General features: G+C 69.3%; 21 protein-coding genes and 5 pseudogenes. 15 read left to right on the top strand and 11 right to left on the bottom strand.

Annotated features, from left to right (window positions below):
* Positions 1 to 70: 70 nt before the first annotated feature.
* Positions 71 to 1,204: a serine hydrolase domain-containing protein gene (locus KY5_RS03180; protein ID WP_098240725.1), complete on the bottom strand. Its 1,134-nt coding sequence runs from the start codon at positions 1,202 to 1,204 to the stop codon at positions 71 to 73.
* Between the two features lie 378 nt (positions 1,205 to 1,582).
* Between KY5_RS03180 and KY5_RS03175 the strand changes: the two genes are divergently transcribed.
* Together KY5_RS03175 and KY5_RS03170 are read left to right on the top strand one after the other, a co-directional pair.
* Positions 1,583 to 2,038 carry a hypothetical protein gene (locus KY5_RS03175; RefSeq protein ID WP_098240724.1) on the top strand — a complete coding sequence of 152 codons (456 nt, stop codon included), beginning with the start codon at positions 1,583 to 1,585 and terminating at the stop codon, positions 2,036 to 2,038.
* A 37-nt stretch (positions 2,039 to 2,075) separates the two neighbouring features.
* Positions 2,076 to 2,423, top strand: coding sequence for a hypothetical protein (locus tag KY5_RS03170; RefSeq protein ID WP_098240723.1), 348 nt, complete (start codon positions 2,076 to 2,078; stop codon positions 2,421 to 2,423).
* Between the two features lie 29 nt (positions 2,424 to 2,452).
* Here KY5_RS03170 and KY5_RS03165 read toward each other — a convergent pair.
* A pseudogene (locus KY5_RS03165) lies at positions 2,453 to 4,233 on the bottom strand (siderophore-interacting protein).
* A pseudogene (locus tag KY5_RS03160) lies at positions 4,233 to 4,739 on the bottom strand (ferric enterobactin (enterochelin)-binding protein); the annotation flags it as partial. The pseudogenes KY5_RS03165 and KY5_RS03160, both read right to left, overlap by 1 nt.
* Between KY5_RS03160 and KY5_RS03155 the strand changes: the two are divergent.
* The 3 genes and pseudogenes from KY5_RS03155 to KY5_RS03145 all read left to right on the top strand — a co-directional run.
* Positions 4,737 to 4,970, top strand: a pseudogene (locus tag KY5_RS03155) (iron chelate uptake ABC transporter family permease subunit); the annotation flags it as partial. The pseudogenes KY5_RS03160 and KY5_RS03155 sit on opposite strands and share 3 nt — an antisense overlap.
* Positions 4,971 to 5,010: 40 nt before the next feature.
* Positions 5,011 to 5,772, top strand: a pseudogene (locus KY5_RS03150) (FecCD family ABC transporter permease); the annotation flags it as partial.
* 513 nt (positions 5,773 to 6,285) lie between these two features.
* On the top strand, positions 6,286 to 7,917 hold the full coding sequence (locus KY5_RS03145) for a M4 family metallopeptidase (protein ID WP_098240722.1): 1,632 nt from the start codon (positions 6,286 to 6,288) through the stop codon (positions 7,915 to 7,917).
* 455 nt (positions 7,918 to 8,372) lie between these two features.
* Here the strand turns inward: KY5_RS03145 and KY5_RS03140 are convergent, their stop codons facing one another.
* From KY5_RS03140 to KY5_RS03130, 3 genes are all read right to left on the bottom strand, one after another.
* Positions 8,373 to 8,777 (bottom strand): FKBP-type peptidyl-prolyl cis-trans isomerase, encoded by a 405-nt coding sequence (locus KY5_RS03140; RefSeq protein ID WP_098240721.1) that lies wholly within the window; start codon positions 8,775 to 8,777, stop codon positions 8,373 to 8,375.
* A gap of 548 nt (positions 8,778 to 9,325) precedes the next feature.
* On the bottom strand, positions 9,326 to 10,015 hold the full coding sequence (gene thpR, locus KY5_RS03135) for an RNA 2',3'-cyclic phosphodiesterase (protein ID WP_098240720.1): 690 nt from the start codon (positions 10,013 to 10,015) through the stop codon (positions 9,326 to 9,328).
* A gap of 339 nt (positions 10,016 to 10,354) precedes the next feature.
* On the bottom strand, positions 10,355 to 10,990 hold the full coding sequence (locus tag KY5_RS03130) for a hypothetical protein (protein WP_098240719.1): 636 nt from the start codon (positions 10,988 to 10,990) through the stop codon (positions 10,355 to 10,357).
* 632 nt (positions 10,991 to 11,622) lie between these two features.
* Between KY5_RS03130 and KY5_RS03125 the strand changes: the two genes are divergently transcribed.
* Positions 11,623 to 12,027 (top strand): hypothetical protein, encoded by a 405-nt coding sequence (locus KY5_RS03125; protein WP_098240718.1) that lies wholly within the window; start codon positions 11,623 to 11,625, stop codon positions 12,025 to 12,027.
* A 25-nt stretch (positions 12,028 to 12,052) separates the two neighbouring features.
* Here the strand turns inward: KY5_RS03125 and KY5_RS03120 are convergent, their stop codons facing one another.
* The gene (locus tag KY5_RS03120; protein WP_098240717.1) at positions 12,053 to 15,682 is read right to left on the bottom strand and encodes a hypothetical protein; all 3,630 of its coding nucleotides are present in this window, start codon (positions 15,680 to 15,682) and stop codon (positions 12,053 to 12,055) included.
* Between the two features lie 9 nt (positions 15,683 to 15,691).
* Entirely contained in the window at positions 15,692 to 15,838 is a 147-nt protein-coding gene (locus tag KY5_RS41690; protein WP_159072473.1) for a hypothetical protein, read from the bottom strand.
* A gap of 225 nt (positions 15,839 to 16,063) precedes the next feature.
* Between KY5_RS41690 and KY5_RS41685 the strand changes: the two genes are divergently transcribed.
* Positions 16,064 to 16,240 (top strand): hypothetical protein, encoded by a 177-nt coding sequence (locus tag KY5_RS41685; RefSeq protein WP_159072472.1) that lies wholly within the window; start codon positions 16,064 to 16,066, stop codon positions 16,238 to 16,240.
* 24 nt (positions 16,241 to 16,264) lie between these two features.
* Complete coding sequence (locus tag KY5_RS03115; protein ID WP_098240716.1) at positions 16,265 to 16,492, top strand: hypothetical protein; 228 nt, start codon at positions 16,265 to 16,267, stop codon at positions 16,490 to 16,492.
* A gap of 237 nt (positions 16,493 to 16,729) precedes the next feature.
* Here the strand turns inward: KY5_RS03115 and KY5_RS43210 are convergent.
* Positions 16,730 to 17,008 (bottom strand): annotated as a pseudogene (locus KY5_RS43210) (transposase); the annotation flags it as partial.
* The gene (locus tag KY5_RS43205) at positions 17,005 to 17,397 is read right to left on the bottom strand and encodes an IS5 family transposase (protein WP_418952736.1); all 393 of its coding nucleotides are present in this window, start codon (positions 17,395 to 17,397) and stop codon (positions 17,005 to 17,007) included. The gene KY5_RS43205 and the pseudogene KY5_RS43210, both read right to left, overlap by 4 nt.
* Positions 17,398 to 17,863: 466 nt before the next feature.
* Here KY5_RS43205 and KY5_RS03100 point away from each other — a divergent pair, with 466 nt between their 5' ends.
* Together KY5_RS03100 and KY5_RS03095 are read left to right on the top strand one after the other, a co-directional pair.
* Positions 17,864 to 18,049 (top strand): hypothetical protein, encoded by a 186-nt coding sequence (locus KY5_RS03100; RefSeq protein WP_098240715.1) that lies wholly within the window; start codon positions 17,864 to 17,866, stop codon positions 18,047 to 18,049.
* Between the two features lie 111 nt (positions 18,050 to 18,160).
* Positions 18,161 to 19,612, top strand: a complete 1,452-nt coding sequence (locus KY5_RS03095) for a GDSL-type esterase/lipase family protein (protein ID WP_098240714.1) — start codon at positions 18,161 to 18,163, stop codon at positions 19,610 to 19,612.
* A 241-nt stretch (positions 19,613 to 19,853) separates the two neighbouring features.
* Here the strand turns inward: KY5_RS03095 and KY5_RS03090 are convergent, their stop codons facing one another.
* Positions 19,854 to 20,387, bottom strand: coding sequence for a GrpB family protein (locus KY5_RS03090; protein WP_098240713.1), 534 nt, complete (start codon positions 20,385 to 20,387; stop codon positions 19,854 to 19,856).
* 457 nt (positions 20,388 to 20,844) lie between these two features.
* Here KY5_RS03090 and KY5_RS03080 point away from each other — a divergent pair, with 457 nt between their 5' ends.
* The 5 genes from KY5_RS03080 (at position 20,845) to KY5_RS03060 (ending at position 26,365) form a co-directional block, all read left to right on the top strand.
* Positions 20,845 to 21,120 carry a hypothetical protein gene (locus KY5_RS03080; RefSeq protein ID WP_199842913.1) on the top strand — a complete coding sequence of 92 codons (276 nt, stop codon included), beginning with the start codon at positions 20,845 to 20,847 and terminating at the stop codon, positions 21,118 to 21,120.
* On the top strand, positions 21,120 to 23,399 hold the full coding sequence (locus tag KY5_RS03075) for a heavy metal translocating P-type ATPase (protein WP_098240711.1): 2,280 nt from the start codon (positions 21,120 to 21,122) through the stop codon (positions 23,397 to 23,399). The genes KY5_RS03080 and KY5_RS03075 overlap by 1 nt, the downstream gene beginning before the upstream one ends.
* Positions 23,396 to 23,935 carry a copper chaperone PCu(A)C gene (locus tag KY5_RS03070; protein WP_098240710.1) on the top strand — a complete coding sequence of 180 codons (540 nt, stop codon included), beginning with the start codon at positions 23,396 to 23,398 and terminating at the stop codon, positions 23,933 to 23,935. The genes KY5_RS03075 and KY5_RS03070 overlap by 4 nt, the downstream gene beginning before the upstream one ends.
* A 349-nt stretch (positions 23,936 to 24,284) precedes the next feature.
* A complete protein-coding gene (locus KY5_RS03065) occupies positions 24,285 to 25,334 on the top strand; it encodes an ABC transporter substrate-binding protein (protein ID WP_098240709.1) in 1,050 nt (349 codons plus the stop codon).
* 65 nt (positions 25,335 to 25,399) lie between these two features.
* Positions 25,400 to 26,365: a FecCD family ABC transporter permease gene (locus KY5_RS03060; protein ID WP_098240708.1), complete on the top strand. Its 966-nt coding sequence runs from the start codon at positions 25,400 to 25,402 to the stop codon at positions 26,363 to 26,365.
* The last annotated feature ends 4 nt before the right edge of the window (positions 26,366 to 26,369 follow it).

Here is a 26,369-nt window from a genome sequence, read left to right as displayed (position 1 = left end):
CTCCGGTCCCCTGGACCTGCCCGGGCGCGGAGCCGCCTACGCCCCGTCCGGCGGCCCCGCGCCCGTCGCGTCAGCGCCCGTCACACAGCGCGGCGTCCACCGCGCCCTGGAGGTGCGCGAGTTTGGAACCCTCCGCCGCCCCGGTGGTGGTGTAGACGGTGACGGTGCCCCGGCCGCCCGACGCACGGCCGCCGCCCACCGAGTCGCCGGGCAGGTCGCCGCCGTGACCCCAGTACTCGCCGCCGCAGCTGAGCGGGATGCTCGCCACGCCGTAGCCGTACCGGCTGCCCTTCGGATACACGTCGCGCCCGCTGACGTCCGTCGTGTCGTGCGTCATCTGCCGGACCGCCCAGCCGGGCAGCAGTGTGCCGCCGAAGAGCGCGTCCCAGAACGTGTTGAGGTCCCCCGGAGTCGTCACCAGACCACCGGACGCGCCGAACTCGTAGCCCGGCAGCTCCGTCACATCCACCTGGCCCTGCTCCGGATGCGCCGGGTGGATGCCGTAGTTACGGGCGTGCGGGCCGCGCAGCGTCAGCTCGTCACGGGCGGGCCAGTACGTCGACTTGAGCCCCAGCGGCTCCAGGATCGTCCGCTCGATGTACGTGCGGTAGTCGGTGCCGGACACGCGGTCGATCACCATGCCGAGCACCAGGTAGTTGGTGTTGGAGTAGCCCCACTGGGTGCCGGGTTCGAACTCGGGACCTGCCTTGAGCGCCAGATCGAGGTAGCCCTCGGCGGTGTTCGGCTTGGTCCAGTCGATCAGCCGCGCGTACTCGGTAAGACCGCTGCGCTGCTTGAGGAGCTGCCGAATGGTCATGGGGCTGTCCGCGAGCTGTGGCACGTACCGCCCCGCCCGGTCGTCCACCCGCAGTTTCCCGTCGGCGACCAGACGCATCACGGCGGCGGCCGTGAACGACTTGGTGTCGCTGGCCATCCGGAACCGTCCCTCGGGCCCCACCATCGGCTTCCCGCTGCCCAGCTCCGCCGTTCCGGCCCGGAGGGCACGGTGCCCCTTCTCGTACGCCAGCGCGCCCGGCACGCCGTCCTTGCCGACGAGCAGATCCAGTTGCTTCTGGACGGCGGAAGGACCGCCGTGACGACCGCCGCCGCGTCCGCCCTCGGCGGCGGCCATCGGTGCGGCGGCGCCGACGAGCGCGGCGGCGGTCAGGAGTGCGGCGGTGACGCGGGTGCGCTGGCTGCTCATGGTGTTCTCCCTGGCTCGGCGGGCCCGTTCGGTCGCGGGTCCGGTGTGTCCTGTGTGTGGTCCGGGAACGCAGGACACACTTCCGCAGGGGCACGCACAGCACACTGGTGCAGACCTCCGGCCCGGGGTGTGTCTAGACCCACCGTCGCGGGGTTCGCGCGCCTCGTCGCGCCACACGGCGGCACGACGCCTGGCGGGGACTTCACGACGCGATCACTGTCACGTCACGAACGTGTCCTGAGTGCGATCATGAAGCAACTCGGGGAACCGCGGCCTCCATCTGTGAGGACAGAAAGCCACACGGACGAACAGCCGCTCAGCTCGCTCGACCGGTCCACGCGCTCCACAGGAGCGACAGCCCCACGCAAGGACATCAGCATGCGTACTCGGAAGATCTCGGCACTGACCATGACCGCGGTGGCCCTCGGCCTCGCGCTGACGGCGTGCAACTCCGACGACTCCGACGGCGTTTCCTCTTCCACGAGTTCCGCGAGCAGCTCATCGTCGGCCACGAGCACCCCGGGCTCCGACACCGGGAAGGAGAAGCCGTCGGGCACGAGGCCGTCGGGCACGCCCGCCAAGTCCGACAAGAAGTGCACGGACCAGATCGACTACACGGGCGACCCGCGCTCCAACGCCGAGATCAACTCGATCGGTGAGGAGACGGGCACGTGCCCGCCGGTCCAGAAGTCCGAGAAGCCCACGGGCACGCCGAAGGACCCCGACAAGAAGTGCACGGACCAGATCGACTACGCGGGCGACCCGCGCCCGAACGCCGAGATCAACTCGATCGGCGAGGAGACGGGCACGTGCCCGCCGGTGGAGAAGAAGTGATGTACTGACCGTTCCTGCAGCACAGGCGGAGGTCCAGATGACGGCTCACACTCCGGCAGAGCACGCGCTGGCCCGCTCGTTCACCTCCGACGACGGGGCGATCAGGTTCCACGTCACGGACCTGACGGTCGATCACTACCCGGACCGCAGCGCCACATTGACGTACCGTCTCGTCGTCGAGCGCAAGGGACACGCCGACGAGCGCTGGGCTTTCACACTGCCGTGGAGCGACAAGTCCTTCATGGACGTGCTCACTTCGGCCGTCCCTGACCCCGAGCGACTCCGCCAACTGGTCCAGTTGGTGCGGGGCCTCTTGGAGGAGTGGTGGGACACCAAGGGGTACAACCGGCGGTCGGCGAAGCTGGGGCGCCGGTTGTACCCCTGAGGTGCCGGTTGCACCCCTGAGCCGGGACGTCAGGTCCGGCGCAGGACCGTGGCCTCCGTGCCCCAGACGAGCGCGACGGTCCGCTCGACGCGCCAGCCCGAACGCGTCGCGAGGGCGGCGAGGGCGGCGGAGTCGCGCAGGGGGCTCCCGGTCGAGGCGTACGCGCGCAGGGCCGCCTCGGCCGCGCGCGGGCTCAGGCCGTCGGGACGGGATGCCTCGACGAGGACCGCCGTCCGGGTCCAGGCGCCGAGCCGGGTGAGGAGCCGGGTGGCCTCGTCGTCGGTGCGGTACGCGAGGGCCTTCGCCGCGACGGCGACATCGGCGGGACCTGCCGTCCAGTCGATCCGCTCCGGGAGGGCACGGACCCGCGCAGGACCGAGGCAGGTGTGTCGTCCTCCGCGACCCGCAGCCGCGGCCGTCGTCCGGCGTCGTCGAGAGCGGCGACGACCGAGGCGCTGCCCGGCCCGGTCAGGAGACACGTGTCGACGCCCTCCCAGAGCGGATCGGCCGTCAGACCGTTCAGCAGGAAGACCAACTGCTCGCACTCCTCGACCAGTTCGCCGAAGCGATCCGCGTCGCGCGTCACCGTGTCGTGCAGGGGAGCGCCCGAGGCGAGCTGCCAGGGGGACGTCCCGTCGCGGAGCGCGGGAGCGAGGTGTGCGAGGGCGAGCAGCAGCTCGGCATCGTGGCCGACGTACTCCTCGCGCTCGTGGTCGTCCAGGAGTTCCTCGCCCGCCGGGCCGAGGCGGAGACTGTCCTCGCCGTCCGGGCCGACCACCACGTGGTGCGCGGCGAGCAGCGGGAGCAGCACGCCGATCCCCGGTCCGGGCACACCCACGCGGCTCGCGAGCACGTCGGGCGAGAGGCCCGGCTCGTCGGCGACCGCGTCGACGACGCCGAGCTGCAACGCGGCCCGCGCGACCAGCCACGGCAACGGAGAAGCGATCCGGCCGCCAGCAGGGCCCTCCGCGACCGGGCCGACGCCGTTCGTGCCCTTCGCCTCGGCTTCGGCGGCTTCCTCGCGGTGCCAGTAACCCGTGATGGTCAGGCGGTCCTTGGGGAGTTTCCGCTCGCGCCGCAGATACCGGCGTACCGGCAACAGCGCCCGGCTCTCCGCCGCCGCCCAGGCGTACCCCTCGCCCGTCGGCACCGGCAGCGCGCGGACGGCGGCGTCGAGAGCCACCGCGTCGCCGGGCTCCGCGACCACCCAGGTGATCGCGTCGCCGTCCCGCAGGGCCAGTTCCTGGCGTGCCGAGTCGTCGGAGACGACCACCAGGACATGTGCCGGGGCGGCGACGGGACGTTCGTCGAGGAAGCGGCCGATCGCGGGCAGCGCGGTCTCGTCCCCGATGAGGTGGATCCAGTCCACGCGCTCCGGCAGCCGCAGAAACGACTTCGGCCCGACGAACCACAGGTCGTCGCCTTCGCGAGCGGACGCGGCCCAGGTCTCCGCGGGCCCGTCGCCGTGCACCACGAAGTCGAGGTCGAACTCGCGCGCCTGCAGGTCCACCCGTCGGGGCGTGTAGTCGCGGGTCAGCCGGTGCTCGGCCGGAGTCCACTCGACGCCGTGCGGCAACTGGGCGGGGAGCGCCGCTTGGACGTTCCCGTCCGCCGCCAGGATCAGCTTGACGTGGTCGTCGAACCCCGGCGCGGCGAAGGCGGGATGGTTGATTCCGTCACGGGTGAACGGCCCGAGTTCCGCACCGCCGAGGACGACCCGCCGCATCCAGGGGCTTACCTCGTGCACGCGGCGCACCGTGACCCGGCGCAGGACGAGCGGGTGCGTCGTGTACGCACGCTGGGCGGCCATCAGGAGAACTTCTGCTCGATGATGTCGAGCAGGGCCATCGACTCGTCGTAGTCGCCGCGCAGCACCCAGTACGGCAGGTCGTAGGCGTGGTCGGACTTGAAGGCGGGCAGCGCGCCGTAGACGGGGTTCTTCTTGAGCGTGGCGACGTCGGTCGTATCGGCGTTGAAGCCCATCACGAACACGGACGGCTGGGTGATCGTCTGCCCCACCTTCTCGGTCGACAGCTCGAACATGTCGCCGCCCTGCCCGTACACCTTGAAGCCGCCCTTGGCGAACACGTCGTCCGCGAGGAAGGAGAACTGGCCGCGCCAGTCGCCGAGTTTCTTGCCCACGAGCACGGTGGGAGCGATGTCGGAGAGTTTGTCGTACACCTTCTCCGCCTGGAACAGCGGGAAGCCGATGCCGCCGCCGACGATGAGGTCGGGGTCGAGGGCGAGGATCGCCTCCAGGTCGAAGCCGTCGACGCTCCAGGGCAGGAACGTCGTGCCGTCCTTCTTCGCCTCCTGATGTTCGTCGGCCTCATGGTGCCGCACGCCGTGCGATGGCTGACCGGACCCGACTGGCGCTGGATCCTCGCCTACTCGGCCGTCCTCGCACCGGTGATCGTGCTGGTCGCCGATGTCGTGGGCCGCCTGATCGTCATGCCGACCGAGCTGCCGGTCGGCGTGATCATGCCGCTCATCGGCGCGCCCGTACTGATCGTGCTGCGGCGCGGAAGCCGGGCGAGGGAACTGTGAGCGGGTACTTCGTCCTCAGAGCAGGGCCCGTGAGCCTGCGGGCGACGCGATCTTCCAGTCCCTGACCCGCAACCCGCTCGGCAGCCCCGACATCATCGGCTCCTACACCGGTGTTGTCCTCACCCTGCTGGCAGGCGCGAGCAGCTACACGGCGCTCGCGGCGGGCGCGCTCGCCGTAGGTCTCATCATGGCCTTCGCCGTGTATCTGCTGGCGTTCCGGCGAGGGGTGAAGGGCTTCCGGCTCATCGTCGTGGGAATCGCGCTCGGCGCGCTGCTGTCCTCAGCCAACAGGTGGTTCTCGGTGAAGGCCGACGTCGACACCGCGCTGCGGGCCGCGGTGTGGGGCGCGGGCTCGCTGAGCGCGGTCGGCCGGCCCGCCGTCACGATGGCCGCCGTGGTGCTCGCGGGGGTCGCGGTCGCGGCCCCGGTGGCGCAGCGCAGGATGCGGCGACTCGAACTCGGCGACGACACCGCGGCGATGCTGGGCGTACCCGTCGAGCGTACGAAGGTGATGCTGGTCGTCCTCGGCGTGACCGCGACGGCCGCGGTGACCGCCGCGGTGGGCCCCATCGCCTTCGTCGCGCTGGCGGCGCCGCAGATCGCCCGCCGTCTCACCGGGCAGGGCGGCTCCGTCGACCTCGCGGGTTCGGCACTCGTCGGCGCGGTCCTGCTGCTCGGCGCGGACATCGCAGCCCAGCACGCGATCCCCGGCGTACTCCTGCCGACCGGAGCGGTCACCGTCTGCGTCGGCGGGGCCTATCTGTTGGTACTGCTGGTGGGGGAGGGGCGACGGGGGCCCTAGGCGGCGTGCGCCGTGCGTTGTGATCCGCGGGCCGTGAGCCGTGAGCCGTGCGTTGTGATCCGCGGGTCGTGAGTCGCGCGTCGTGAGGTCACGGAGAGCGGAGAGGGCCGGTCGGGTGTCTGAAAGCGCGCGGTCCGCTTCCGGCACCGGACGTCAGGCCTCCGGCCTCCGGCCTCGGGCACCCGACCCGCACGGTCAACGCCTGGTCCGAGCCGCCAAGAGGCCCCGCCGCACCGAGACGCATCGCCGCAGCCGTCATCAACTCTCCGGCACGACCTCCCCGTTGCCGACTCCGACCGCGTTCTTGAACTGTTCGCATTGCGTATGTAGACCATCGTTCAACGGACTATTTCCGGCCAACATCCAGTCAAAATGCTGACATGTACCTGGTTGAAATGACACGCTCCCCCGCAACACGCTGCACGTACAGCAACGAGCTGCACGCCCGCATCGCGTCTTTTTCTGCTCCGGGCGGCGCTCCATGCCTCCCGGGCCCCCACAGATGGAGCCCGCGTGACCTCTCACATATCCCGTAAGCGTTCGACGCTCGCGATCGCCACCGCCGTCGCGGCCGGAGCACTGCTCACTGCCGGACTGTCCACCGGCGCCTCCGCACAGCCGGACAACGACACCCAGCCGTCCGGCTCGCCCGTCGCCCTCTCGGCGTCGGCTCGCGCGGACCTCCTTCAGGACGCGACCGCCGACAGATCGGCGACCGCCGACAAGATCGGCCTTGGCGCCAAGGAGAAGCTGGTCGTCCGTGACGTCATCAAGGACGCCGACGGCACGACCCACACCCGTTACGAGCGCACCTACGACGGGCTGCCCGTCCTCGGTGGCGACCTCGTCGTCCACGCTGCCGACAGCGGCAAGGTGAAGAGCGTCACCAAGGCCACCGAGGCCACCGTGAAGGTCGCCTCCACGGACGCGAAGCTCGCCAAGTCCTCGGTCGCCAAGTCCGCCGAGTCGACCGCCGCGAAGGCGAAGACCGCCAAGGCCGACGCGCAGTCGCCGCGCAAGGTGATCTGGGCCGCCGAGGGCAAGCCCGTCCTCGCGTACGAGACCGTGGTCACCGGTGTGCAGAAGGACGGTACGCCCAGCAGGCTCCATGTCATCACGGACGCCGCGACGGGCAAGAAGCTGTACGAGTACCAGGCCATCGAGAACGGCACCGGCAACAGCCAGTACAGCGGCAAGGTCACGGTCGGCTCCAAGAAGGTGGCCAGCGGCTACGAGCTGACCGACAAGGCCCGCGGCGGCCACCGCACCTTCGACCTGAAGCACGCGGAGAGCGGCAACGGCAAGCTGTTCAAGGACGCCAACGACGTCTGGGGCAACGGCAAGCCGTCGAACGCGCAGACCGCCGGTGTCGACGCCGCCTACGGCGCCCAGGTCACCTGGGACTACTACAAGTCCGTCCACGGCCGTAAGGGCATCAACGGCGACGGCAAGGGCGCGACCTCCCGCGTCCACTACGGCGACTCGTACGTCAACGCCTTCTGGGACGACAGCTGCTTCTGCATGACGTACGGCGACGGCGAGGGCAACAAGAAGCCCCTCACCTCGATCGACGTCGCGGCCCACGAGATGTCGCACGGCGTCACCTCGGCCACCGGCAACATGGAGTACTCCGGCGAGTCCGGCGGCCTGAACGAGGCCACCTCCGACATCTTCGCCACTGCCGTGGAGTTCAAGGCCAAGAACGCCAAGGACGTCGGCGACTACCTCATCGGCGAGAAGATCGACATCAACGGTGACGGCTCCCCGCTGCGCTACATGGACAAGCCCTCCAAGGACGGCGCCTCCCTGGACAACTGGAGCTCCAACGCCGGGAACGTCGACGTCCACTACTCCTCGGGCATCGCCAACCACTTCTTCTACCTGCTGTCCGAGGGCAGCGGCAAGAAGCGGATCAACGGCGTCGACTACAACTCGCCGACCGCCGACGGCTCCAAGGTCCTTGGCATCGGACGCGCCAAGGCCGAGAAGATCTGGTACAAGGCCCTGACGACGTACTTCACGTCGACCACCAACTACAAGGCGGCCCGTAAGGGCACGCTGAGCGCCGCGAAGGACCTGTACGGCGCGAACTCCACCGAGTACAAGCGCGTCGCCGCTGCCTGGACCGGCGTCAACGTCAAGTAACCCCCGGTCGGTCACGTAAGGGGCGGCGTCCGCAACGGACGCCGCCCCTGCCGCGTTCACCGCATCAGCCATGGGCCGAGCCCCGCGTGCGGGACCGGTGCGGCCCCTCCAGGCAACTGACATCAGGCTCTAGAAGAACCCGAGTCTCTTCGGGCTGTACGAGGTCAGCATGTTCTTGGTCCGCTGGTGGTACAGCGGCTGCATTGCACCCAGCCTGACCGGTGACAACGGCGGTAGCTGCGGCACTCGGGAGGTTGCTGGTCCGGGATGGTCCGGATCTTGGCGCGTGTGGCGCTGGGGGGGGGCAGGCTTCGGGCTTGTGGATGGTGGACGGCACGCTGATCCCCGCAAGCGCCAGCGCCGACCGCTTCTGCGGGGCGAGGAAGCAGGCAACGCCTCAGAGCACCCCAAGACCAGGCCCCGACCTGCCCGAACGCAGCCTTCTGCAACAGGCTTTAGGCGTTGCTCCACCCGGCTGTGCTGGAATACGAGTCAAGCAGGTCCACCACGAAGACGAGGGTCGAGCCCGCCGGGATCAATGGTGATGGCGACTGATTGCCGTAGCCGAGGCGCGGGGGAATGATGATCTCGCGTCGGCCGCCGACCTTCATCCCCCGCACCCCCCGGTCCCAGCCCTTGATGACCCTGCCACTGCCCAGGGCGAACTTGAACGGCTGGCCCCGGTCCCAGGAGGTGTCGAACTCCTTTCCGGACTCGAAGGTAACCCCGACGTAGTGGACCCTGACCACCATGCCCGGCTTCACCTCGACTCCGTCCCCGACGCTCAAGTCCCGGATGGTCAACTCGGTAGGAGCGTCACCTTCCGGAACGTCGACCTCGGGCTTCGTCAGTTCGCTCATTGCACCCTCATCGCTCTCCGCCGAATGCCCTCCGCCCGGGCCGGCCGGACACATGGACACCCCATGCGGCAGATGGACACGCTACCGGGAGTACCGAATCCGCCTGTAGGCAACTCCCCATGTTGCTGGCAATGCCGCTCGGCGCTGGGCTGGCTCGGTGACGCGGCTGCGCGCGGCGCTGGAGCCGCCGCCGACAGATCAGGCTGCGGGCCGACGAGGCGATGGCGTCGTGGAGTTCGAGGCGTCGTTCCCGTCGCACGGCCCGGCGTTTGAACGGTTGGAGCAGGGCGAAGGTCTGCTCGACGGCGTAGCGGAGCCTGCCCAGGTTCTTGATGTTCGGGGCGCCCTTGCGGGGATCACCGGCAAGGTCCGGCGGCGCCGTAGCTCATGCCGGCTGGCCGTCGAGTCGTACGCCTCGTCGCCCAGGACGGACCCGGGCCGCCGTCGTGGTCGTCCGGCGACGGTATGGTCGCGGCATCCTCATCTGCACCCAGAGGAGTATGCGATGGCCGGACTCCTTGACTGGCGGGCTGACCGTCTGAGCGGGCTCAGGGCGCGTCGGGCCGAGTCGGCATCAACTTGGGGCCCGAGTAGCCCTGGTGCTCATGCACAGCAGTCTGCGGCGGTTTCGGAGGCGGTTTTGGATCGGAATGCTTTTGCCCAGTCACCAGGGTCCATGCGGCGATGTCCCGATAGCGCCGCGGGCCTGAGTGGCCTCGTACCGTGCTGCCGACCAGGTGGAGGCGTCGGGCCTGCCAAGGGCTTCCGGTGAAGCCATCGAGGCAGGCGGCCGCCGCGGTTACGGACGCGTTGTCGTAGAGGCGAGCGCGGGCCAGCGTGAGGTGGGGACGCAGCGGACGTTCGGCGAACGCGACGTCGCAGTCTCTGACCCGCGCCCGCACCGCTTCGGCCAGCTCGTGCAGTCCTTCGAGATCGCCCCCGACGCCGCTCCACAGCAGTCGCTCGTCGAAGTGCCCGCCACCGAGCAGCGACAGTTCGAGAGAGGGGCGGGCAGCTGCCAGATCGGCCAGGGGCGAACGAAGCCGCTGGACGGCCCGCACCGGCAGCTCGCCCAGGAACGCCAGCGTGATGTGCCAGTCCTCGACGCGGTTCCAGCGCAGATCGGGATAGGCGGCGTAGGCCGGACTCAGCGCGTGCGCCAGCTCGTTCTTCGCATGGTCGGGCGGGGCGAGGGCGATGAACGCGTGCTGTGTGGCGGGCTGGGGCGGTTCGGTCACGTACGTCTTCTTACCTCATGCGTCCGCGCGGCCGAAGCCCGACTGCGCTCGCAACGGAGGTATGGGCAGACGGCGCGCCCCTGCCAGGCGAACAGATCTTCTTGAAGACGTCGCCCTCAGGCCGCTGACCTGCGGAGATTGACCGAAACCCCGCTCTGGCCTGGGGCGATGGGTGTTTCCGGCTCTTCCGCCGCGCTGTCCGTTTGCGCGGTCGATTCTCCCCAGGCGCTCCCCAGCGGGGGGCTTCGTTCTCCCCAGATTCTCCCCAGCGAAGGTCGGCGGGGGAGTGGTGGAGCGCTGATTCGAGGGCCCCGCGGACATGGGTGGAGGGGGCAAAGCTCACCGTGCGGGCTGATCCCTGTCGTCCGGCGGCTGTCGCGTGCCTTCGGCACACGCAGCGACGGCCCTCGGCAGGCCGGTGAAGTCGGTCTTCAGCGGGGTGAGGCGCTCCAGGCTGGACAGTCTGATCGTTTTCTGGTTCGGGCACCGATCGTTGAGGACTGCGGTGGGCAGGACGTAGAAGGTCCATTGGTCGAGAACCAGAGGATCGAGGGTCTGCTTGTCCTGGTGGTGCAGCAGGCAGAAGACGTATATGTCGGAGCGGCGCAGCATGTCGGGCGAGGTGGAGTTGGTCTGGGCGTCCCAGCCAGAGGCCGGCGCGATGGTGAACGAGATCTCCGACAACTGGTTCTGTGCCCAGGACTGCAGGTACGCCGACGACTTCACCTCCACGCGCCACTTCTCGGGCGTGCGGATGTCGACGGTGTCCCATTCCGCTCGGGTGCCGTCGGCGGCGCCGAGCGCTGTGGCAACGAGGTACTCGGCCAAGATGCCGCGCATGGTGTTGTTGGCCAGGTCGGAGCACGCCCAGCTCCAGAAGTCGCCGAGTCTGCCCACCGTTTCCCCGCTGGCCCGGATAGGCTCATTGCCGCTGTGACGCGTGACGGCCAGCGGGCCAAGGCCAGCGGTGTTCATGCTGTTCTCCTGAGAGTGGTTCGCGGCGGGTAGCGATCAGCCTGCCATCCGGTGCTGACAACGTAGTTGCGACCGCCCCAGAGCGTCGGTCGGGGGCAGCGATGGCCGACAATCACGCTTCGTGCTTCCTGCGGCACGAGTAGTGCTCGGGCAGCCCCTCGGATCCTGGAAGGCTTGCGGGCTGACCGCAGCCGAATCGGCAGAGCGGGATCGGTTGACCCGCCGCGTCGACCGGAACCCTGCTGGCCTCGATCTCCCGGGGGCGGGACTCAAGGACGATCGCGCGGCTGCCACGCCTCGGCTTCGGTTCAGCCCGAACCTCTGAAGCCGGACGGCCCTCGGTGCACCTGTCGCGCCGATCCCCCTGCCGTACGGATGGCTGGCGCTTCTTGTCGTCCAGGGCGGGCCCGTTCGCCTCGAGGCGCTGCTGCCACTGCTGTGCGGGGAGCCAACCGTGGTGGCCACCCCGCTGGAACGGGATCCGCTCACCGGCCGCAGCTTCCACGATGAACCGGGTGAGGGTCGCCTTCCTCGCGTCGGACGACGCGCGCTGGATCACCGGCGCCAAGGTCGACGTCACGGGCGGCGCCAACCTGTGATCGCCCGCGCCAAACGGTTGAAGCTTGATTCTGGTGACGTCCTTCGAGGTACAGGTCGGCTCGCTGCTCAGCTACCACAGCGGTGTGATCGCGGACCTCCATCCGGACGACGGCATCACAGCCCTTCACTGCGCCGTCCGTGAGGCGATTCGAGCGGTCCGCGGCGATGAAGCGGTCTGCTATCCGTGGGGAGTCCAGCACCTCACGGTCGCCTACGCGTCCGGGGCTGTGTCCTCGGACGATGCCCAGCGGCTCCTGCGTCGGGTCCGCCCCAGTCACGCCTCGCTGCACGTCACCGAAGTGCAGCTCGTCGACGGCACGGCCAATAGCCCGGCTAAGGTGATCACCTGGGAACGGCTTGCCACCATCCCGCTCGGGAGTACATCGGGGACCCCCGGGGAGCATGTCGGCGCGGGCGGCCCGTGGCCTTCGTGCTGATTCACCCGGTCGTTAATTGAAAAGCTCACTGAGTGTTTCGGCAGATGTCGCGGTACGGCAGGTCCGGTATGTATGTCTCCCAGCGGCTGCGGGACAAGCCGCCGCGGGCGCGCTCGCAGACGGTGTCGGCGGCGCGGTCAGGGTCGATGGCGTACGAGCTCAGGGGCACGTGCTCACCGGCCACCAGTACGTTCCGGTCGTCCTCGCTGAATGCGACCGCTGTGACTGCGTTGTTGGCGGTGGGCAGCGGCCCTCCTAGGGGACGGCCGGATGCGGTGTCCCAGAGGCGCACGGTGCCCTCGTCGCCTCCGACGGCGAGGGTCTTCCCGTCGTGGGAGTAGGTGAGGGCGTCCGCGGATTCCGACCCGCTGTCCAGCCCTGAAAACGTCCCGGCGAGGGAGGCCACGCGCCGTGCGTCGCCGTCATACAAAGCCACCCGGCCAGTGTCCTCGCCCACGGTCAGCCGCTCTCCGTCGGGCGAGTAGGCGAGGGCTGTGCCGTTGGTGAGCGACGCGGTGGCGTCCTCGGCCAAGCGGCCGGAGGGCAGAGTGAAGATTGTCCCGAAAGTGGTCGCGAGGCGTCGTCCGTCCGGCCGCACCGCCATGGCCCCGCTCCCGGGCCTCGTGAAGGTACCTCCCCACACCTGGGTGTCGGTGTCCCACACCGGCCGAACCGTCTTGGTGCCCTTCCGGATGTCCCACCTCACCAGGGCGGGCGTGGGTTCCTGGTGCAGGGCGAGAAGGGAGGTGCCGTCGGGATTCAGAGCGACCGACGGAGCACTGCGTCCCTTCGCGCCGAGCTCGAATTCCGCGCTCTCGTGGTTCTCCCGCACATCCCACACCTTGATTCGCTGTGGGTAGAGAAGGTGGTGCTCATTCTCCGTGTCCAGCGCGGCGGCACCGTAAGCAAGCTTCCGGCCGTTGCCACTGAACGCCAACGAGGCCCAACACGAGGAGGTCTTGCCCGACTTGCAGTCGACCGATGGCAGCGTCACCCTCCGACCGCCACCGGCTGTGGGCCGTACCTCGAATCGCACCCGCCCGCCGTTCTCGCGAGCCGTGACGAGTCGCCTGCCGTCTGGGCTGAAGGCTGCCCCCAGGGCGGGGGCGCGCTTCTGAGAAGCGACGGCATCGCCCAGGAACAGTGTTCGCACGGCTACGTTCGCGCCGTGGTCCCCCTCGAGGTACCGGACTACTCGCTGTTCGAGGTCTATTCGCAGAACATCGACAGTCTCGCCCGAGAGACGATACCGATACACGATCTCGTATCCGTTGGCCTGGGCCCGCCACAGGGTGATGGCCTCGCTGTCGGCAGCGACGACAAATCGTCCGTCGGAGCTGAACTCGATACCGTTCAGCGTTCCCTCGTACTCGACTTCGAACACCTTGTCCCCCGTGACGACGTCGTAGCCGCGTATGTCTTCTCCCACCAGCAGCAGCCTGTCGCTCCCCGGGACGAAGCGGAGTTGCGAGCCAGCTCTGCAGACAGCACGTGACAGTGCCGCCGCCTGGAGTGTGTGCAGTCGGCGCCGCGGGCCGACGTCCCACACCTGCAGGGAACGCCCGTCGCACAGGGCCAGGTAGTGGTCGTCCCCGCTGACAGCCACGCTCCGGATGTCGTCACTCTCGTGCCGAAACGCCATGCGCCCCCGCCGCAGGTCCCACTGCTCCGCCGAGGTGCTGCTCTCTCCCAGCACCAGGTGCCCACCGGGAGTGAGGGAGAAGACTCCTCCCACGGAGCGCGGATTCACGGCCGCACCAATCAGCTCGCCGGAGACGCGATCACGCATCCGCAATCCGTACTCCCCCTGCATCAACAGCCGACGCCCGTCTGGGGTGAGACCCCCCAGCATCTCCCCCTCGGACAGGCGGAACCCGCCGGTGCGCCGGTGGCTGGCCACGTCCCAGCTCTCCACCCGGCGATCGGCCTCCGAGGCTGCGATCATCGTCCGCCCGTCTTGGCTGAGCTCAACCTGGTTGTCATCCCGCCCGCCCGGAACAGCGAACGCGTCCTGCTCGCGCTGCGCTGTCGCCCCCAGCAACGCTGCTCTTGCCTCGTCCGTGGGTCTGACCCGCCATGCCGCCGCACTCAGCCGCATCGCCGTCCTGGGATCGGTGGCGCGCATGTTCTCCGCGAGCGATGCAAGGCGGCGGGAGGCGGCCTCCGCGCGGCGCTGGTCACCCTCGCGGTTCTGCTGCCAGGCCACCACTCCCACCATCAAGGACAGCACCACGAGCACGGACACGACGGCCGCCGAGCTCCGTCGGCGTCGGCGGTCACGCGCATGCGCGGCCCGCCCGGCCGCCATGAACTCTGCTTCGACAGATGTGAGCTCGCCTCGCGCCGTTTCGGAACCGAACGCCTCCTCTGCCTCTGTCAGACGGGCCCCTCGGTACAAGGATCCTGAGTCGTTGCCCAGTTCCTGCCACAATTGCGCGTCCTGTCGGAGGCGACCGTGCAGGAGCAGTCGCTCCCGGTCCTCGTCGAGCCAGCCGCGCAGCCGGGGCCAGGCAGTGATCAATGCCTCGTGGGCGAGATCGACGGTGTCCTGATCGAGCGTGATCAATCGGGCGCGCGCCAGCCGGTCCAGGACCGTGTTCATCTCGTCCCCGTTGGCGGTCGGCCCCTCCAGAGCGGAGCGGTTCACCGGGCAGCGGGTGTCCGGTGCACCCTGGCCGGGCGTGATCAGCCGCAGCAAGATCCTGCGGGCAGCGACGCGCTGGTCCGACGAGAGCGTGGCATACAGCTGCTCTGCGGTCTGGGCGATCGCCCCGTGCAGCCCTCCTGCGGCCTCGTAGGCACCCATCGTCAGGGTGCGGCCGCGGCGTCGACGCCAGGTCTCCACCAAGACGTGGGAAAGCAGCGGCAGGCCTCCGGGCTCGTCGATCGCCTCCTCGACGAGCCGGGCTGTCAACGCTCGTTCTACGATCAGTCCCCGCGCGGCGGCAGGCTTGACGACAGTTTCCCGCAGCTCCTGCGGACTCATCGGACCGATCGGCACGCTCGCCCTGCGCAGCACCGGGACGAGTTCGGGATGCTGGAGGCAACGGCCGTAGAAGTCGGCGCGGGTGCCCAGGACCACGCGCAGGCGACTGTCCGCGGTGTCTGCGCTCACCAGGAGGTCGATAAAGGCGGCGCGCTCACCGCTGTCTCGGCAGAGGGTGAACACTTCCTCGAACTGGTCGACGACCAACCACGTGTCGCCGTTCCCCGGAGCGGGCGCGAGCACATCGCCATGGGTGCGTAGGGGCTGTTCCCCGGGAGTGAGGACACGCAGTGCGGCCGGGCGCAGGAGAGGGTCCGCGGTTCGCTGGAGGAGGGGGATCAACCCCGCACGCAACAGGGAGGACTTGCCACTTCCGGAGGGGCCCACGAGGGCGACGCACCGGCGCGTGCGCAGCACGTCACGCAGATCTTCCACGAGTCGATCCCGCCCGAAGAAGCGCTCGTGGTCGGCAGTCTCGAAGCGCGTCAGGCCCTGGTAGGGAGCCTGTCCCTCCTCATCCGAATCCGGCGGGAGCCGCTCGGCATCCGCGCGGGCGGCTTCCGCCCAGCGCCGTTCCCACGACGTCGTGTCGGCACCGCACGCGGTCACGTATGCCAGAAGAACCGGCAGCGAGGGCAGCTTCTCGCCGACCGCCGCCTGGGAAAGCACGGTGACCGACTACCCGGCGCGCTGGGACATCGCCCGATACGACAGCCCTCCGGCCTCCTGCCGCAGTTTGCGCAGCTCGAACGCGAAGCGCTGGACCGGCCCCGCCGCCGGATCCACCGGCTTCTCCTTGCGCCCCACCGGTCCATCCCCCCTCACGCCCCCCATGATCTACCGCATCAACCTACGGAATGCCGCCAAAGGCGAGAAGGCAGGCCCCGGCCAACCGGCCTGCGGGCGACTGCCGCAGCCACCCACCCCAGGCGCTCCATCCACGGGATTGTTCGGTGGCTCGGACCAGGGCTGACGAACAATCCGCGAGCCGGTGAAGTCGTCCACGGATGTCTAGACGGGCATCTGTGATCGAGCACCAGAAGGAGAACCGTGCTTACTCGTACGAAGTTCACCACCGCGCTGGCGGCAAGCGTCCTCACCGCCGGAGTACTCGGCGGGGCCACCGCGATCGCCGCGCCGTCCGAGCCCCCGGCCTCCCCGTCGGCGCGATCCGCGTCGGCCTCCTCCTGCCTCGACGGGGATTGGTCGTACGACGGATACAACTAGGCGCCCCAGGGTGACGGCTACTACGTGACCACCAATCGGTGCGATGACATCCAGGTCAAGCCGGACCGGGACACGAAGATGAGGCTCTGCTACCTGAAGAACCGGAACCCCCGCGACAAGGTCTGCAAGGGCTGGGTCACGGCAAGGGCCGCCAAGTGGACCGTCCTTGGGACGGACTTCAACGACGGCGTCTACTTCTACCTCGACTTCCCCAACTCCTCCTCGCTCAAGACTGGGTGGGTCGCTGCCTGACGCCTCCACGCCTGCCCCCGCCTTCCTGGCGGGGGCAGCGCCAGGCCGTTTCTTTCGGATCATCTGTCCGACCAGATGAAGATGGCGGCGATGTGTAGTCCGGCGAGGTAGATGGTGGCGGTCTTGTCGTAGCGGGTGGCCAGGCCGCGCCACTGCTTGAGCTTGTTGACGCACCGCTCGACGGTGTTGCGCTGCTTGTAGACGTCTCGGTCGAAGCCTGGTGGGCGGCCGCCGGATCTGCCTCGATCCTTGCGGTTGGGCGATCTGGTCGGAGGGCTGTGGGATCACCGTCCGGATCCCGCGACGGCGAAGGCGGGCCCGGATCGCGCGGGACGAGTACGCCTTGTCGGCCAGGACCGCTTCCGGCGTGGTCCTGGGCCTGCCGCACGGTCGGGGCACCCTCAAACGGGCCATGACCTCAGGAAATGCGGGTGCGTCACCTGCCTGGCCCGGCGTGAGGACGAAGGCAAGCGGTCGGCGGCGACTGTCCGCGGCGAGGTGGACCTTCGTGGTCAGGCCGCCGCGGGACCGTCCGAGAGCATGATGCTTCGGCTCGCCGGCCGGGGCCCCTTTTGAGGGGCCCCGGCAGCGTGCTGGTGAGCGCGGACGATGGTGGAGTCAACCGCGACCACCCAGTCCAGGTCTCCGTCGGCATCCGCCTGGGCGAGCAGGGCGGTGAACACCGTCTCCCATGTGCCGTCGGCGGCCCACTTCCGCAGGCGATTGTGGGGGCCCTTCCAGGAACCGAAGTGCTCCGGCAGGTCCATCCACGGCGTGCCAGTGCGGTACTTGAACGCGATCGCGTCGATCACATGCCGGTGATCCCGCCACCGCCCTCTCCGCCGAGGCGTCCGATCTGGCAGCAGCGGCTTGATCTTCGCCCACTGGGCGTCAGCCAACGACACGCCAGGCAAACGATCAGATGGTCCGAAGGCTACTGCTCAACTTCCTTGGCGCTGCTGGCTGTCTCGAAGTCTCCTCACATGCCTGGCGTATTGCCCAGCATGAGACCTCTGGGTGCGATCAATCGAAAGCACCTGGGGATCTGCAGCGTGCTCGTACAGCTCAACCTCGAAGGAGTCTGCGTCCACCTCGACAAGCCGGGCCAGGGCATCCCGATCCTGCTCAGCTGTCGGACGCGCTCGGACCTCGTCCCTCCACACCTGACCGCTCGCCTCGGCTTCGTCCATCTCGCCCATATATGTGCGGGCAGCAGGTTCGAGTCCGCCCGAACCATGATCCGGATGAAGCGCCCTGGTCCTCAACGCACGTCGGACCGGCGGCAACTGCTTCGAGGCCAACGGAATGCCGCTGACCAGTCCCGCACCCCTCCCGCGCTCGGCATCGGCCTGTCCGGGCCAAGACAGGCCCTTGGCCGAACCGGGCAGGACCCGTCCCGTCGAGGTGCCGCCGGGCATCTCCTTCAAGAAGGTCCCTGCCCCGACCTCGCAGCCCCACATGCCCGTATCGGCGAACTCGCCCGCCCGCCCCGCGCACCGTCTCCCGGGCCCCGTCGACCTCGACGCCTACCAGCTCCCCGCGCCCGTCAGCGACTGATTCTCGATGCTCGACGACGACCCCGAGCAGGTGCCTGAGCCCGGCTCGGGGAGGTCACCCGATCGGCGCCGCCCGAGGGTGGGGCGCCGACGATCTTTGTAGCGTGGCCCTATGCCTCGTACGACTGATCCACTGAGGGGTCGTGTCGCGCTGCGGGCCCGAAGGCTCAGCGCCGCGGTGGCCCGAGGCGCCTGGTCGTGGATCGAACAGCACGGGCGCATCACGTCCGAAGACCCGGGGGACCGTCGTTTCGGGCATCTGGGTGAGGGGGTGTCCATCGGTTTCCCGGTGGGCTCCCTCTATGGAGAACCGTGGATGGAGATCGGCGACGGCACCTTGATCGGATGCCAGGTGACGCTCACCGCGGGCATGCTGCCGAACACGGACCTCGGCCCGGATCCGGTACTGAGGATCGGTAAGGGCTGCCTCGTCGGCCGTGGAAGCCACATCGTCGCCCACGAGTCCGTGACCATCGGCGATCAGGTATTCATCGCCCCCCACGCGTACATCACCGACCAGAACCACACCTACACCGATCCCGACCACGCCATCGGCTGCCAGCCACCGCACAACCGTCCGGTGCGGATCGGCGACGGCTGCTGGATTGGCGCCGCGGCCGTCGTGCTCCCCGGTGCGCAACTGGGCCGCAATGTCGCCGTGGCCGCCGGATCCGTCGTCCGGGGCGACTTCCCCGACCACTGCCTCATCGGCGGCGTGCCCGCCCGGATCCTGCGCCGCTACACCCCTGGGACGGGCTGGTCCCGTTCCGCGTCCCGCCACACGGCCAAGGAGGCATCAGTGTCCATCGCCAACCCCACCAGGACTCCCGACATGATCAACATCATGATCGTCGGCGATTCGATCAGCCATGGCAGCAGCGGCGACTGGACCTGGCGCTACCGGTTCTGGAAACACCTGCGCGAGCACGACGTCAGTGTCGACCTGGTCGGCCCGAAGAACACCCTCGACAACATCCGCACCGAGGAGACCGGAGACGACGACAGCACCTACGCCGACCCGGAGTTCGACCCGGACCACGACGCGCAGTGGGGTCGTCCCTATGTCACCGAGAAGGAAGAGATCGAGGCCAAGGTCAGTGCGCACCAGCCTGACCACCTGCTCGTGCTGCTCGGGATCAACGACCTCTTCTGGTACGGAGTCGAGCCTCCGCAGTTCGAGGAGAACCTGCGGGAGTTCATCGCCCGCGCCCGTAACGGCAGCACGGGCCTCAGCATCGTGCTCGGCACCGTCCTGCAGTGCCAGAAAGCAGTCGACGAACCGGAGTTCGGGGCCCGGGTCGACGCCACCAACGAACGGATCCGCGCGGTGGCCAAGGACCTCGACAGCACCACCTCACCCGTGACCGTCGCCGAGACGGCGGCAGAGTTCCTCGCCGGCGATCACACATGGGATGGCACCCACCCCAACCCCAACGGTGAACTCCGCATCGCCGCCGCCTTCGCCGACGCCATGGCCTCGCGGTTCGGAATCGGTGCCCGCTACCCCCGCCCCTACCCGGATGTCGCGCCGATCGTCCCCGAAGCCAAGGCGAAACTCGACTGATCAGAGGGGCCGACGTCACGTCGTGCCGTCGAGCGTCACGTGCCTTGTCCGCCCCGAGTCCTGGCCCAGCAACCGAGGGCCTTGCCCGGAGGACAGCGGTTCGATCCCCGCAGAGCAGCGCACGAGCACAAGGTCGGAGCCCTGCTGACTGCTCGCCCCTGCCCCGGCGCAACGGCCTGCGACCTCGTGGGATACGCGCCAGTGTCCACAGAGCGGCACCTGCTCGACCGGTGGATTCGTCTCACGATGCATCGGCGGCCTGAGCGGCGTAGGACTTCGCGACCAGTTCCTCCACCAGAGTGCTCTTCGCCGCAGAGTAGGCCGCCCTGCCCTCCCTGCCAGCGGGGCACCTCTGTGCCAGGGCCACCTTCAAGGCGCTGTAGCACCGGACTTCATCGGGCCGCTGACGCAGGCAATCACGGAGTAGGACGTGATCAAGGTGGGGCTTTGAGCCCGCCACTACGCCGTACAGATGATGACCGGGAGTCGCAGGAGGGGCCTGGAAGGCCGCCCGCCCGTCGATTCCCAGATCGCCTTCGTACTGGTATCCCTGCCCGGCGAGCAGGGAGATCAACTCGGGCATCACGGCCTCCTCGGACACCACGATGTCGAGGTCGATGATCGGCTTGGCGGCACACCCGGGCACGGCCGTACTGCCGACGTGCTCGATGGACACAGCCAGATGCGCGACACAGGGTGCCGGTCGCTGCCGCAGATCCTCGAACCGCTCGGGCCATTGGGGGTCGTAGTCACTGATCACGATCTTGTCAGTCATGTCGGCAGTGTCGTCGTCGTGTGTCGGAGCGCTGGGAGCATCGTGACCTGTAGCCCTCTGTCTGGGATCGGCGGAGGGCTACAGACGGGTGACGGTCAGCGTCCAGCCGGTAGGCGGGTCGCCGTCGGAAGGTCAGGCGCCCCAGCGGAGCGCGATCGTGTCTCCTACGGATATGACCTTGTTCCGCGCCGCTGTGGCGAAGGATGAGCCGTCGACGCCGGCCTTCCACGTGTTCGATCCGGTGTTGGCCTTGGCAAGGGTCTACGCAAACAGGTCAGGGGCCTGATCCAGTGAATTGGATCAGGGCCCTGACCTGTTTCCGTCGGTCGGCGCCGGTGTGTGACGTGCGTAACGCGGCGAGTCGGGAACGTCTTGGCGTACGGGTCCGACTACTGGCAGGACACCGTGGGTCCTTCCGGGACACCGGGGAGCGGTGGCGGCACGAGCGGGAGATGCAGTGGATGAAGCCTCCGGAGGCGGACGAGCCTCCGCGTCGCCCTTCGAACGCCGGAAGCCGCGTTGGGTTCCGCCACCCGCGTTCTTCGGGTTCGTTCTGCTGCTCGCCGTGCTGTTCGGCCTCTCCTATGCCGTCGGTGACGCGGCGGGCCCCGTCGCCCCGGGCATGCACGGAACAAGCAGCGGTGACGGGGCCGGTGGCCACGACGGTGGGTCGCACGGCGGCAACACGGGTGGCATGGACGGCATGCACATGGGACACGGGAGCGGTGGCTGATGACGACCGGAGCCGTGCCGTCCCTGACCGTCACCGACATCGAGGTCGGCGGTATGACCTGTGCCGCCTGCGTGCGGAGGGTGGAGAAGAAGCTCGCGAAGCTGGACGGGGTCGCGGCGAACGTTAACCTCGCCACGGGCAACGCCCGGGTGAGCCACCCCTCTGATGTCAGCCCCCTGGCACTTGTGGCCGCCGTGGAACAGGCGGGGTACACGGCCCGGCTTCCGCGGCCGGAGCGGGAGGCGAGCACCGAGGGTGACGAGGAGTCGGCGGCGGACCGCGCCGAGCGGCAGCGGCTCGTCGTGGTGGCGCTGTTGTCGCTGCCGGTGCTCGTGCTGTCGATGGTTCCCGCGCTGCAGTTCCGCAACTGGCAGTGGCTGTGCTTCATGCTGGCCGCGCCGGTCGCGGTGTGGGGCGCCTGGCCGTTCCACCAGCGGGCGTTGCGCGGGATACGGCACGGTGCGGCGACGATGGACTCGCTGGTGTCGCTCGTCGTGGTGGCGTCGTTCTCCTGGTCGGCGTACGCGCTGTTCTTCGGCGGCGCGGGCCGGGCGGGGATGCGGATGCCGTTCACGCTGGTGCCGTCCGCCGCGGACGGGGTCGCGCATCTGTATCTGGAGGCGGCGGTCGGCGTGCCGCTGTTCGTGCTGGTCGGCAGGTTCCTGGAGGCGCGGGCGCGGCGGGGGACGGGGGCCGCGCTGCGGTCGCTCGCCCGGCTCGGGGTGAAGGACGTCGCGATCCGCCAAGGCCGCGTCGAGCGGCTGGTCCCCATCGAGCAACTCGCCGTCGGAGACACCTTCCTCGTACGTCCTGGTGAGCGCGTCGCGACCGACGGCGTCGTGGTGGAGGGCAACTCGGCCGTCGACCAGGCGCTGGTGACCGGTGAGAGCGAGCCGGTGGAGGCGGGCCCCGGGGACACGGTCGTCGTGGGCGCGGTCAATGCCGGTGGCCTGCTGGTGGTACGGGCCGCGGCGGTCGGCGCGGACACGCAACTGGCCCGTATCGCCCGCCTTGTGACCGAGGCGCAGGCGGGCAAGGCGCGTGCGCAGCGGCTCGCGGACGCGGTTGCCGGGGTGTTCGTGCCGGTGATCCTCGCGCTCGCGGTGACGGCGCTGGGCTTCTGGCTCGGTGCAGGTGCCGAGGCGCAGGCCGCGATCACCGTGTGCGTGGCCGTGCTGGTGGTGGCCTGCCCGTGTGCGCTGGGGCTAGCCACGCCGACGGCGTTGATGGCCGCGACCGGGAGGGGCGCCCAGCTCGGCGTATTGGTGACCGGGCCGCAGGCGTTGGAGGGACTGCGGCACATCGACACCGTGGTGCTGGACAAGACGGGCACGTTGACCTCGGGGCACATGAGCGTGGCCCGGGTGACCGTCGTGCCGGACGGTCTTGCCGAGAGGGAGGTGCTGCGGCTGGCGGCGGCGGTCGAGGACGGCTCCGAGCATCCGCTGGGCCGGGCGATCACCGCGCACTCCGTTCGCCTGCTCGCCGATGAAGTCCTGCCTCCTGTAGGCGAGTTCGTGGCTCTGCCCGGGTTCGGGGTACGCGGCCGGGTCGGGGACGAGCTCGTCGAGGTGTCCGCCGTCACCGACGGTCTTCCCGAAGCGCTCGGTGAGGCGTTGCGGGCCGCCGAGGAAGCCGCGCACACCGCCGTGCAGGTCAGCGTCGACAGGACGGTCGTCGCGCTGATCGCGGTGGGGGACGTGCTCCGGCCGGGCAGTTACCGGGCCGTGGACCGGCTGCGGCGCCTAGGCATACGTCCGATCCTGGCCACCGGCGACCGGGAGGCCCCGGCTCGTGCCGTCGCCTCGCGCCTTGCCATCGACGCGGTGCACGCCGCCTGTTCGCCCGAGGACAAGGCCGCGCTGGTCGCCGCGCTCAGGGCCGAGGGGCGCCGGGTCGCGGTCGTCGGCGACGGCGTCAACGACGCGGCGGCCCTCGCCTCGGCCGACCTCGGGATCGCCATGGGCTCGGGCACGGACGTGGCGATCGGCGCCGCCGACGTGACGCTGGTGCGCGGCGACATCGAGGCACTGGCCGACGCCGTACTCCTGTCCCGCACCACCCTCGCCACCATCCGCACCAACTTGGTGTGGGCGTTCGGCTACAACGTCGTGACCGTGCCGCTGGCCATGGTCGGCCTGCTCAATCCGATGCTCGCCGCCGCGGCCATGTCGCTCAGCTCGGTTCTGGTCGTGGTCAACAGCCTTCGCCTGCGCACCTGGCAGCCCGCCCCCGTCCGTACGCACGAATCCCGGCGACGGGCGAGGAGTAACTGGTGACGACATCCGGACCGAACGCCGGACCCTCCCGGTCGGCGCGGCGACTCAAGCAGTCCGTGCTCGCTGCCGTCGCCCCCGTGGTGGCGTCCCTGGTGGCGTCCCTGGTGGCGCTGGGCGGGCTGACCGCGTGGACCGCCCTCGGGAACGCGGGCACACCGCCCGACGTGAGCGTCACCCGGGCCCGGGTGTTCCAGCCGACGGGCGGCACCCCCAACACGGCGGCCTTCTTCCGCATCACCAACAGGGGTGGATCGGCGGACGAGTTGACCAGGGTGACCTCGCCCTCGATACTCAGCGGGATCGCCTTGAGCCGACACCGCATGACTCCGGACGGCGCGGCCTACCGCGCCGCCGCGGACCGGCTCCGGGTGCCCGCCCACGGCACGCTGGACATGACGCCCATGTCCAGCGACGTGACCGTGCCGAGCGACCGCGACTGGCGTATGGGCGACCGGATTCCGTTCGACCTGCACTTCGAGCACAGCGGCACGGTGCGGGTACGGGCGGAGGTCGTGCGGCCCGGAACTCCCGGCTGATCCGGTCACCCCGCCGGAAGGCCGCCCACGAGTTAGTCGGCGAAACGAGCCCTTCGGTTCCCATGACGGGAAAGGAGAATCCTCACGGGTGGACGTGGCCGTGCGTGCCCTCTGAAGCCGCCCTTTCTGTGCCAGCATCTTCGCTGCGGAGCGCGATGGAATTCGCCTTCCCGAGCGCGCTCCGCACTCCTGTCGGCTGCGTTGATCGCCACATCCCGTCCCGGTGCGGGGAGCAGCCGACAGGTTTCTTCTTTCCTCGGTACGCATCGGGAACCTTTCCGCGGCTCGGTCCGACTACTGCTTCGGGGTGACCGAAGATCCCCCGTCGCCCGTGTGTCGAGGAGCGCGTATGCCCGTCAAGAGACCGAGTGCCGCCGTCGCGGCCGTCATCGCCCTGAGCCTCACCGCCGCGTGCGGTGGTGAGGCGGGCGGCGCCGGATCCGACGGCGACGGACTCGGCGGCCGGACGGATGCCGCCGCCCGCTCCGGCTACCCCGTGAAGATCGAGAACTGCGGTACCACCCAGGTCTTCAACGAGGCGCCGAGCAGGGTCGTCGTCACGGACGGCGCCTCCGTGGCCGAGGTCTCCACGCTGCTCGCGCTCGGGCTCGGAGACAAGATCGTCGCGAACCAGCAGTCGTACGGGGCGTCGGAGGTACCCGGCCGGGTGGAGGCGATCAAGGAGCTCCCCACCGGCGGGGTCAAGCGGAACGACGCCTTCGGCGTCCCCCGGGAGTCGATGATCGGGCTGCGCCCCGACCTCGTCCTCTCCACCACCTCGTACGGTTTCGATCCCAAGAACGGATTCGCGAACCGCGACGAGTTGCGGGACGTCGGCGCGCGATCCTACATATCGCCGCAGGGCTGCCACGACGAGAATTCGAAGCTCACCATCGAGGACAGTTACCGGCTGCTGCGCGACATGGGCCGGATTTTCCACGTGTCCGATCGCGCGGAGAAGATAATCGCCGCTTCGCGCAAGCGCATCGCCGCCATCGCGTCGAAGGTGAAGGGCAAGAAGAAGCCGAAAGTCATGATGCTGTTCACCAACATGTCGATGGGCAGCAACGACTTCAGCTCCGTGGTCGCCAAGGGAATCTACAACGACATTCTCGGAAAGGCCGGTGCGGTCAACGCCTTCGCCGACGCGTCGAAGACGTCGTTCGCCGATCTGAGCAAGGAGAAGGTGGCGGCCACGGACGTCGACGCGCTCGTGGTCATCGCCTACCAGGACCCGAACCCCGCGGCCTACGCCGAGAAACTGCTCAAGGAGTTCCCCCAGTGGCCCGCCGCGAAGAACCACACGTACGTGACCCTGTCCGACTCGATCTACCTGAGCCCCGACAACGACCGGGCCGTGGAGCGGCTCGCGAAGAAGCTGCACCCGGAAGCGTTCTGACCCCACCGGGCCACCGGCGCGCGGCGCTCGCCCTCGGTGTCCTGCCGTTCGTCCTCGTCGCCGTGATGCTGGTCGCCGTCAGCATCGGCGCGGTCAACGTGCCGCTTGGCGACGTGTGGCGGATCGTCCTGCACCACGTGACCGGGATCGGGCGGGCGCCCGACGACATCGCGCTCGACCAGATCGTATGGAAGTTCCGGACACCGCGCGTCGTCCTCGCCGCCCTCGCCGGAGCGGGGCTCGCCCTGTCCGGTGCGGTGTTGCAGACGGTGGTCGCCAACCCGCTGGCCGACCCGATCGTGCTCGGGTTCTCCTACGGCGCCACGCTCGGTGCCGTCCTCGTCATCACCCTGGGCGGCGGCACGGCCCTGCTCGGCCTCGGCGTGTCGGCCGCCGCCTTCGTCGGCTCGGTGGTCGCGGGCGCGCTGGTCTTCTGGCTGGGGCGCAGGCGGGGCAGGATGGCGCCCACGCGGCTCATCCTGGCCGGGGTGGCGGTCGGTTACGTGTTCCTGTCGGCCACCAGCTACGTACAGCTCCAGGCCACCCCCACCGAACTGCGTACGGTGATGTTCTGGATGCTCGGCAGCGTGGCCGGTGCCCAGTGGCACCAACTGCCCGCCGTCGCCTCGGTCGTCGTCGGCTGCACGGTCCTGCTGACCCTCTTCGGCCGCAGGCTGAACGTGCTGCTCGCCGGTGACGAGACCGCCACCTCCCTGGGCACCGACGTGAACCGGCTGCGCACGATCCTGCTCCTGCTCAGCGCCCTGCTCACCGGCGCGGTGATCGCCGTGGCGGGCAGCATCGGCTTCGTCGGCCTGATGATCCCGCATCTGGTGCGGCTGACGGTCGGCGCCGACCACCGGAGACTGCTGCCCCTGTCGGCACTGCTCGGAGCGGTATACCTCGTCCTGGTCGACCTGCTCTCCCGCACGCTCAACCGCCCGAGCGAACTCCCGCTCGGCATCCTCACCGCGCTCCTCGGCGCCCCTTTCTTCCTGTGGTTGCTGCGCCGCAACAAGGGTCTGGACTGAACAC

This window comes from Streptomyces formicae (genome assembly GCF_002556545.1).
Classification (GTDB): domain Bacteria; phylum Actinomycetota; class Actinomycetes; order Streptomycetales; family Streptomycetaceae; genus Streptomyces; species Streptomyces formicae_A.
This window is presented reverse-complemented; position numbering and strand designations above follow the sequence as displayed.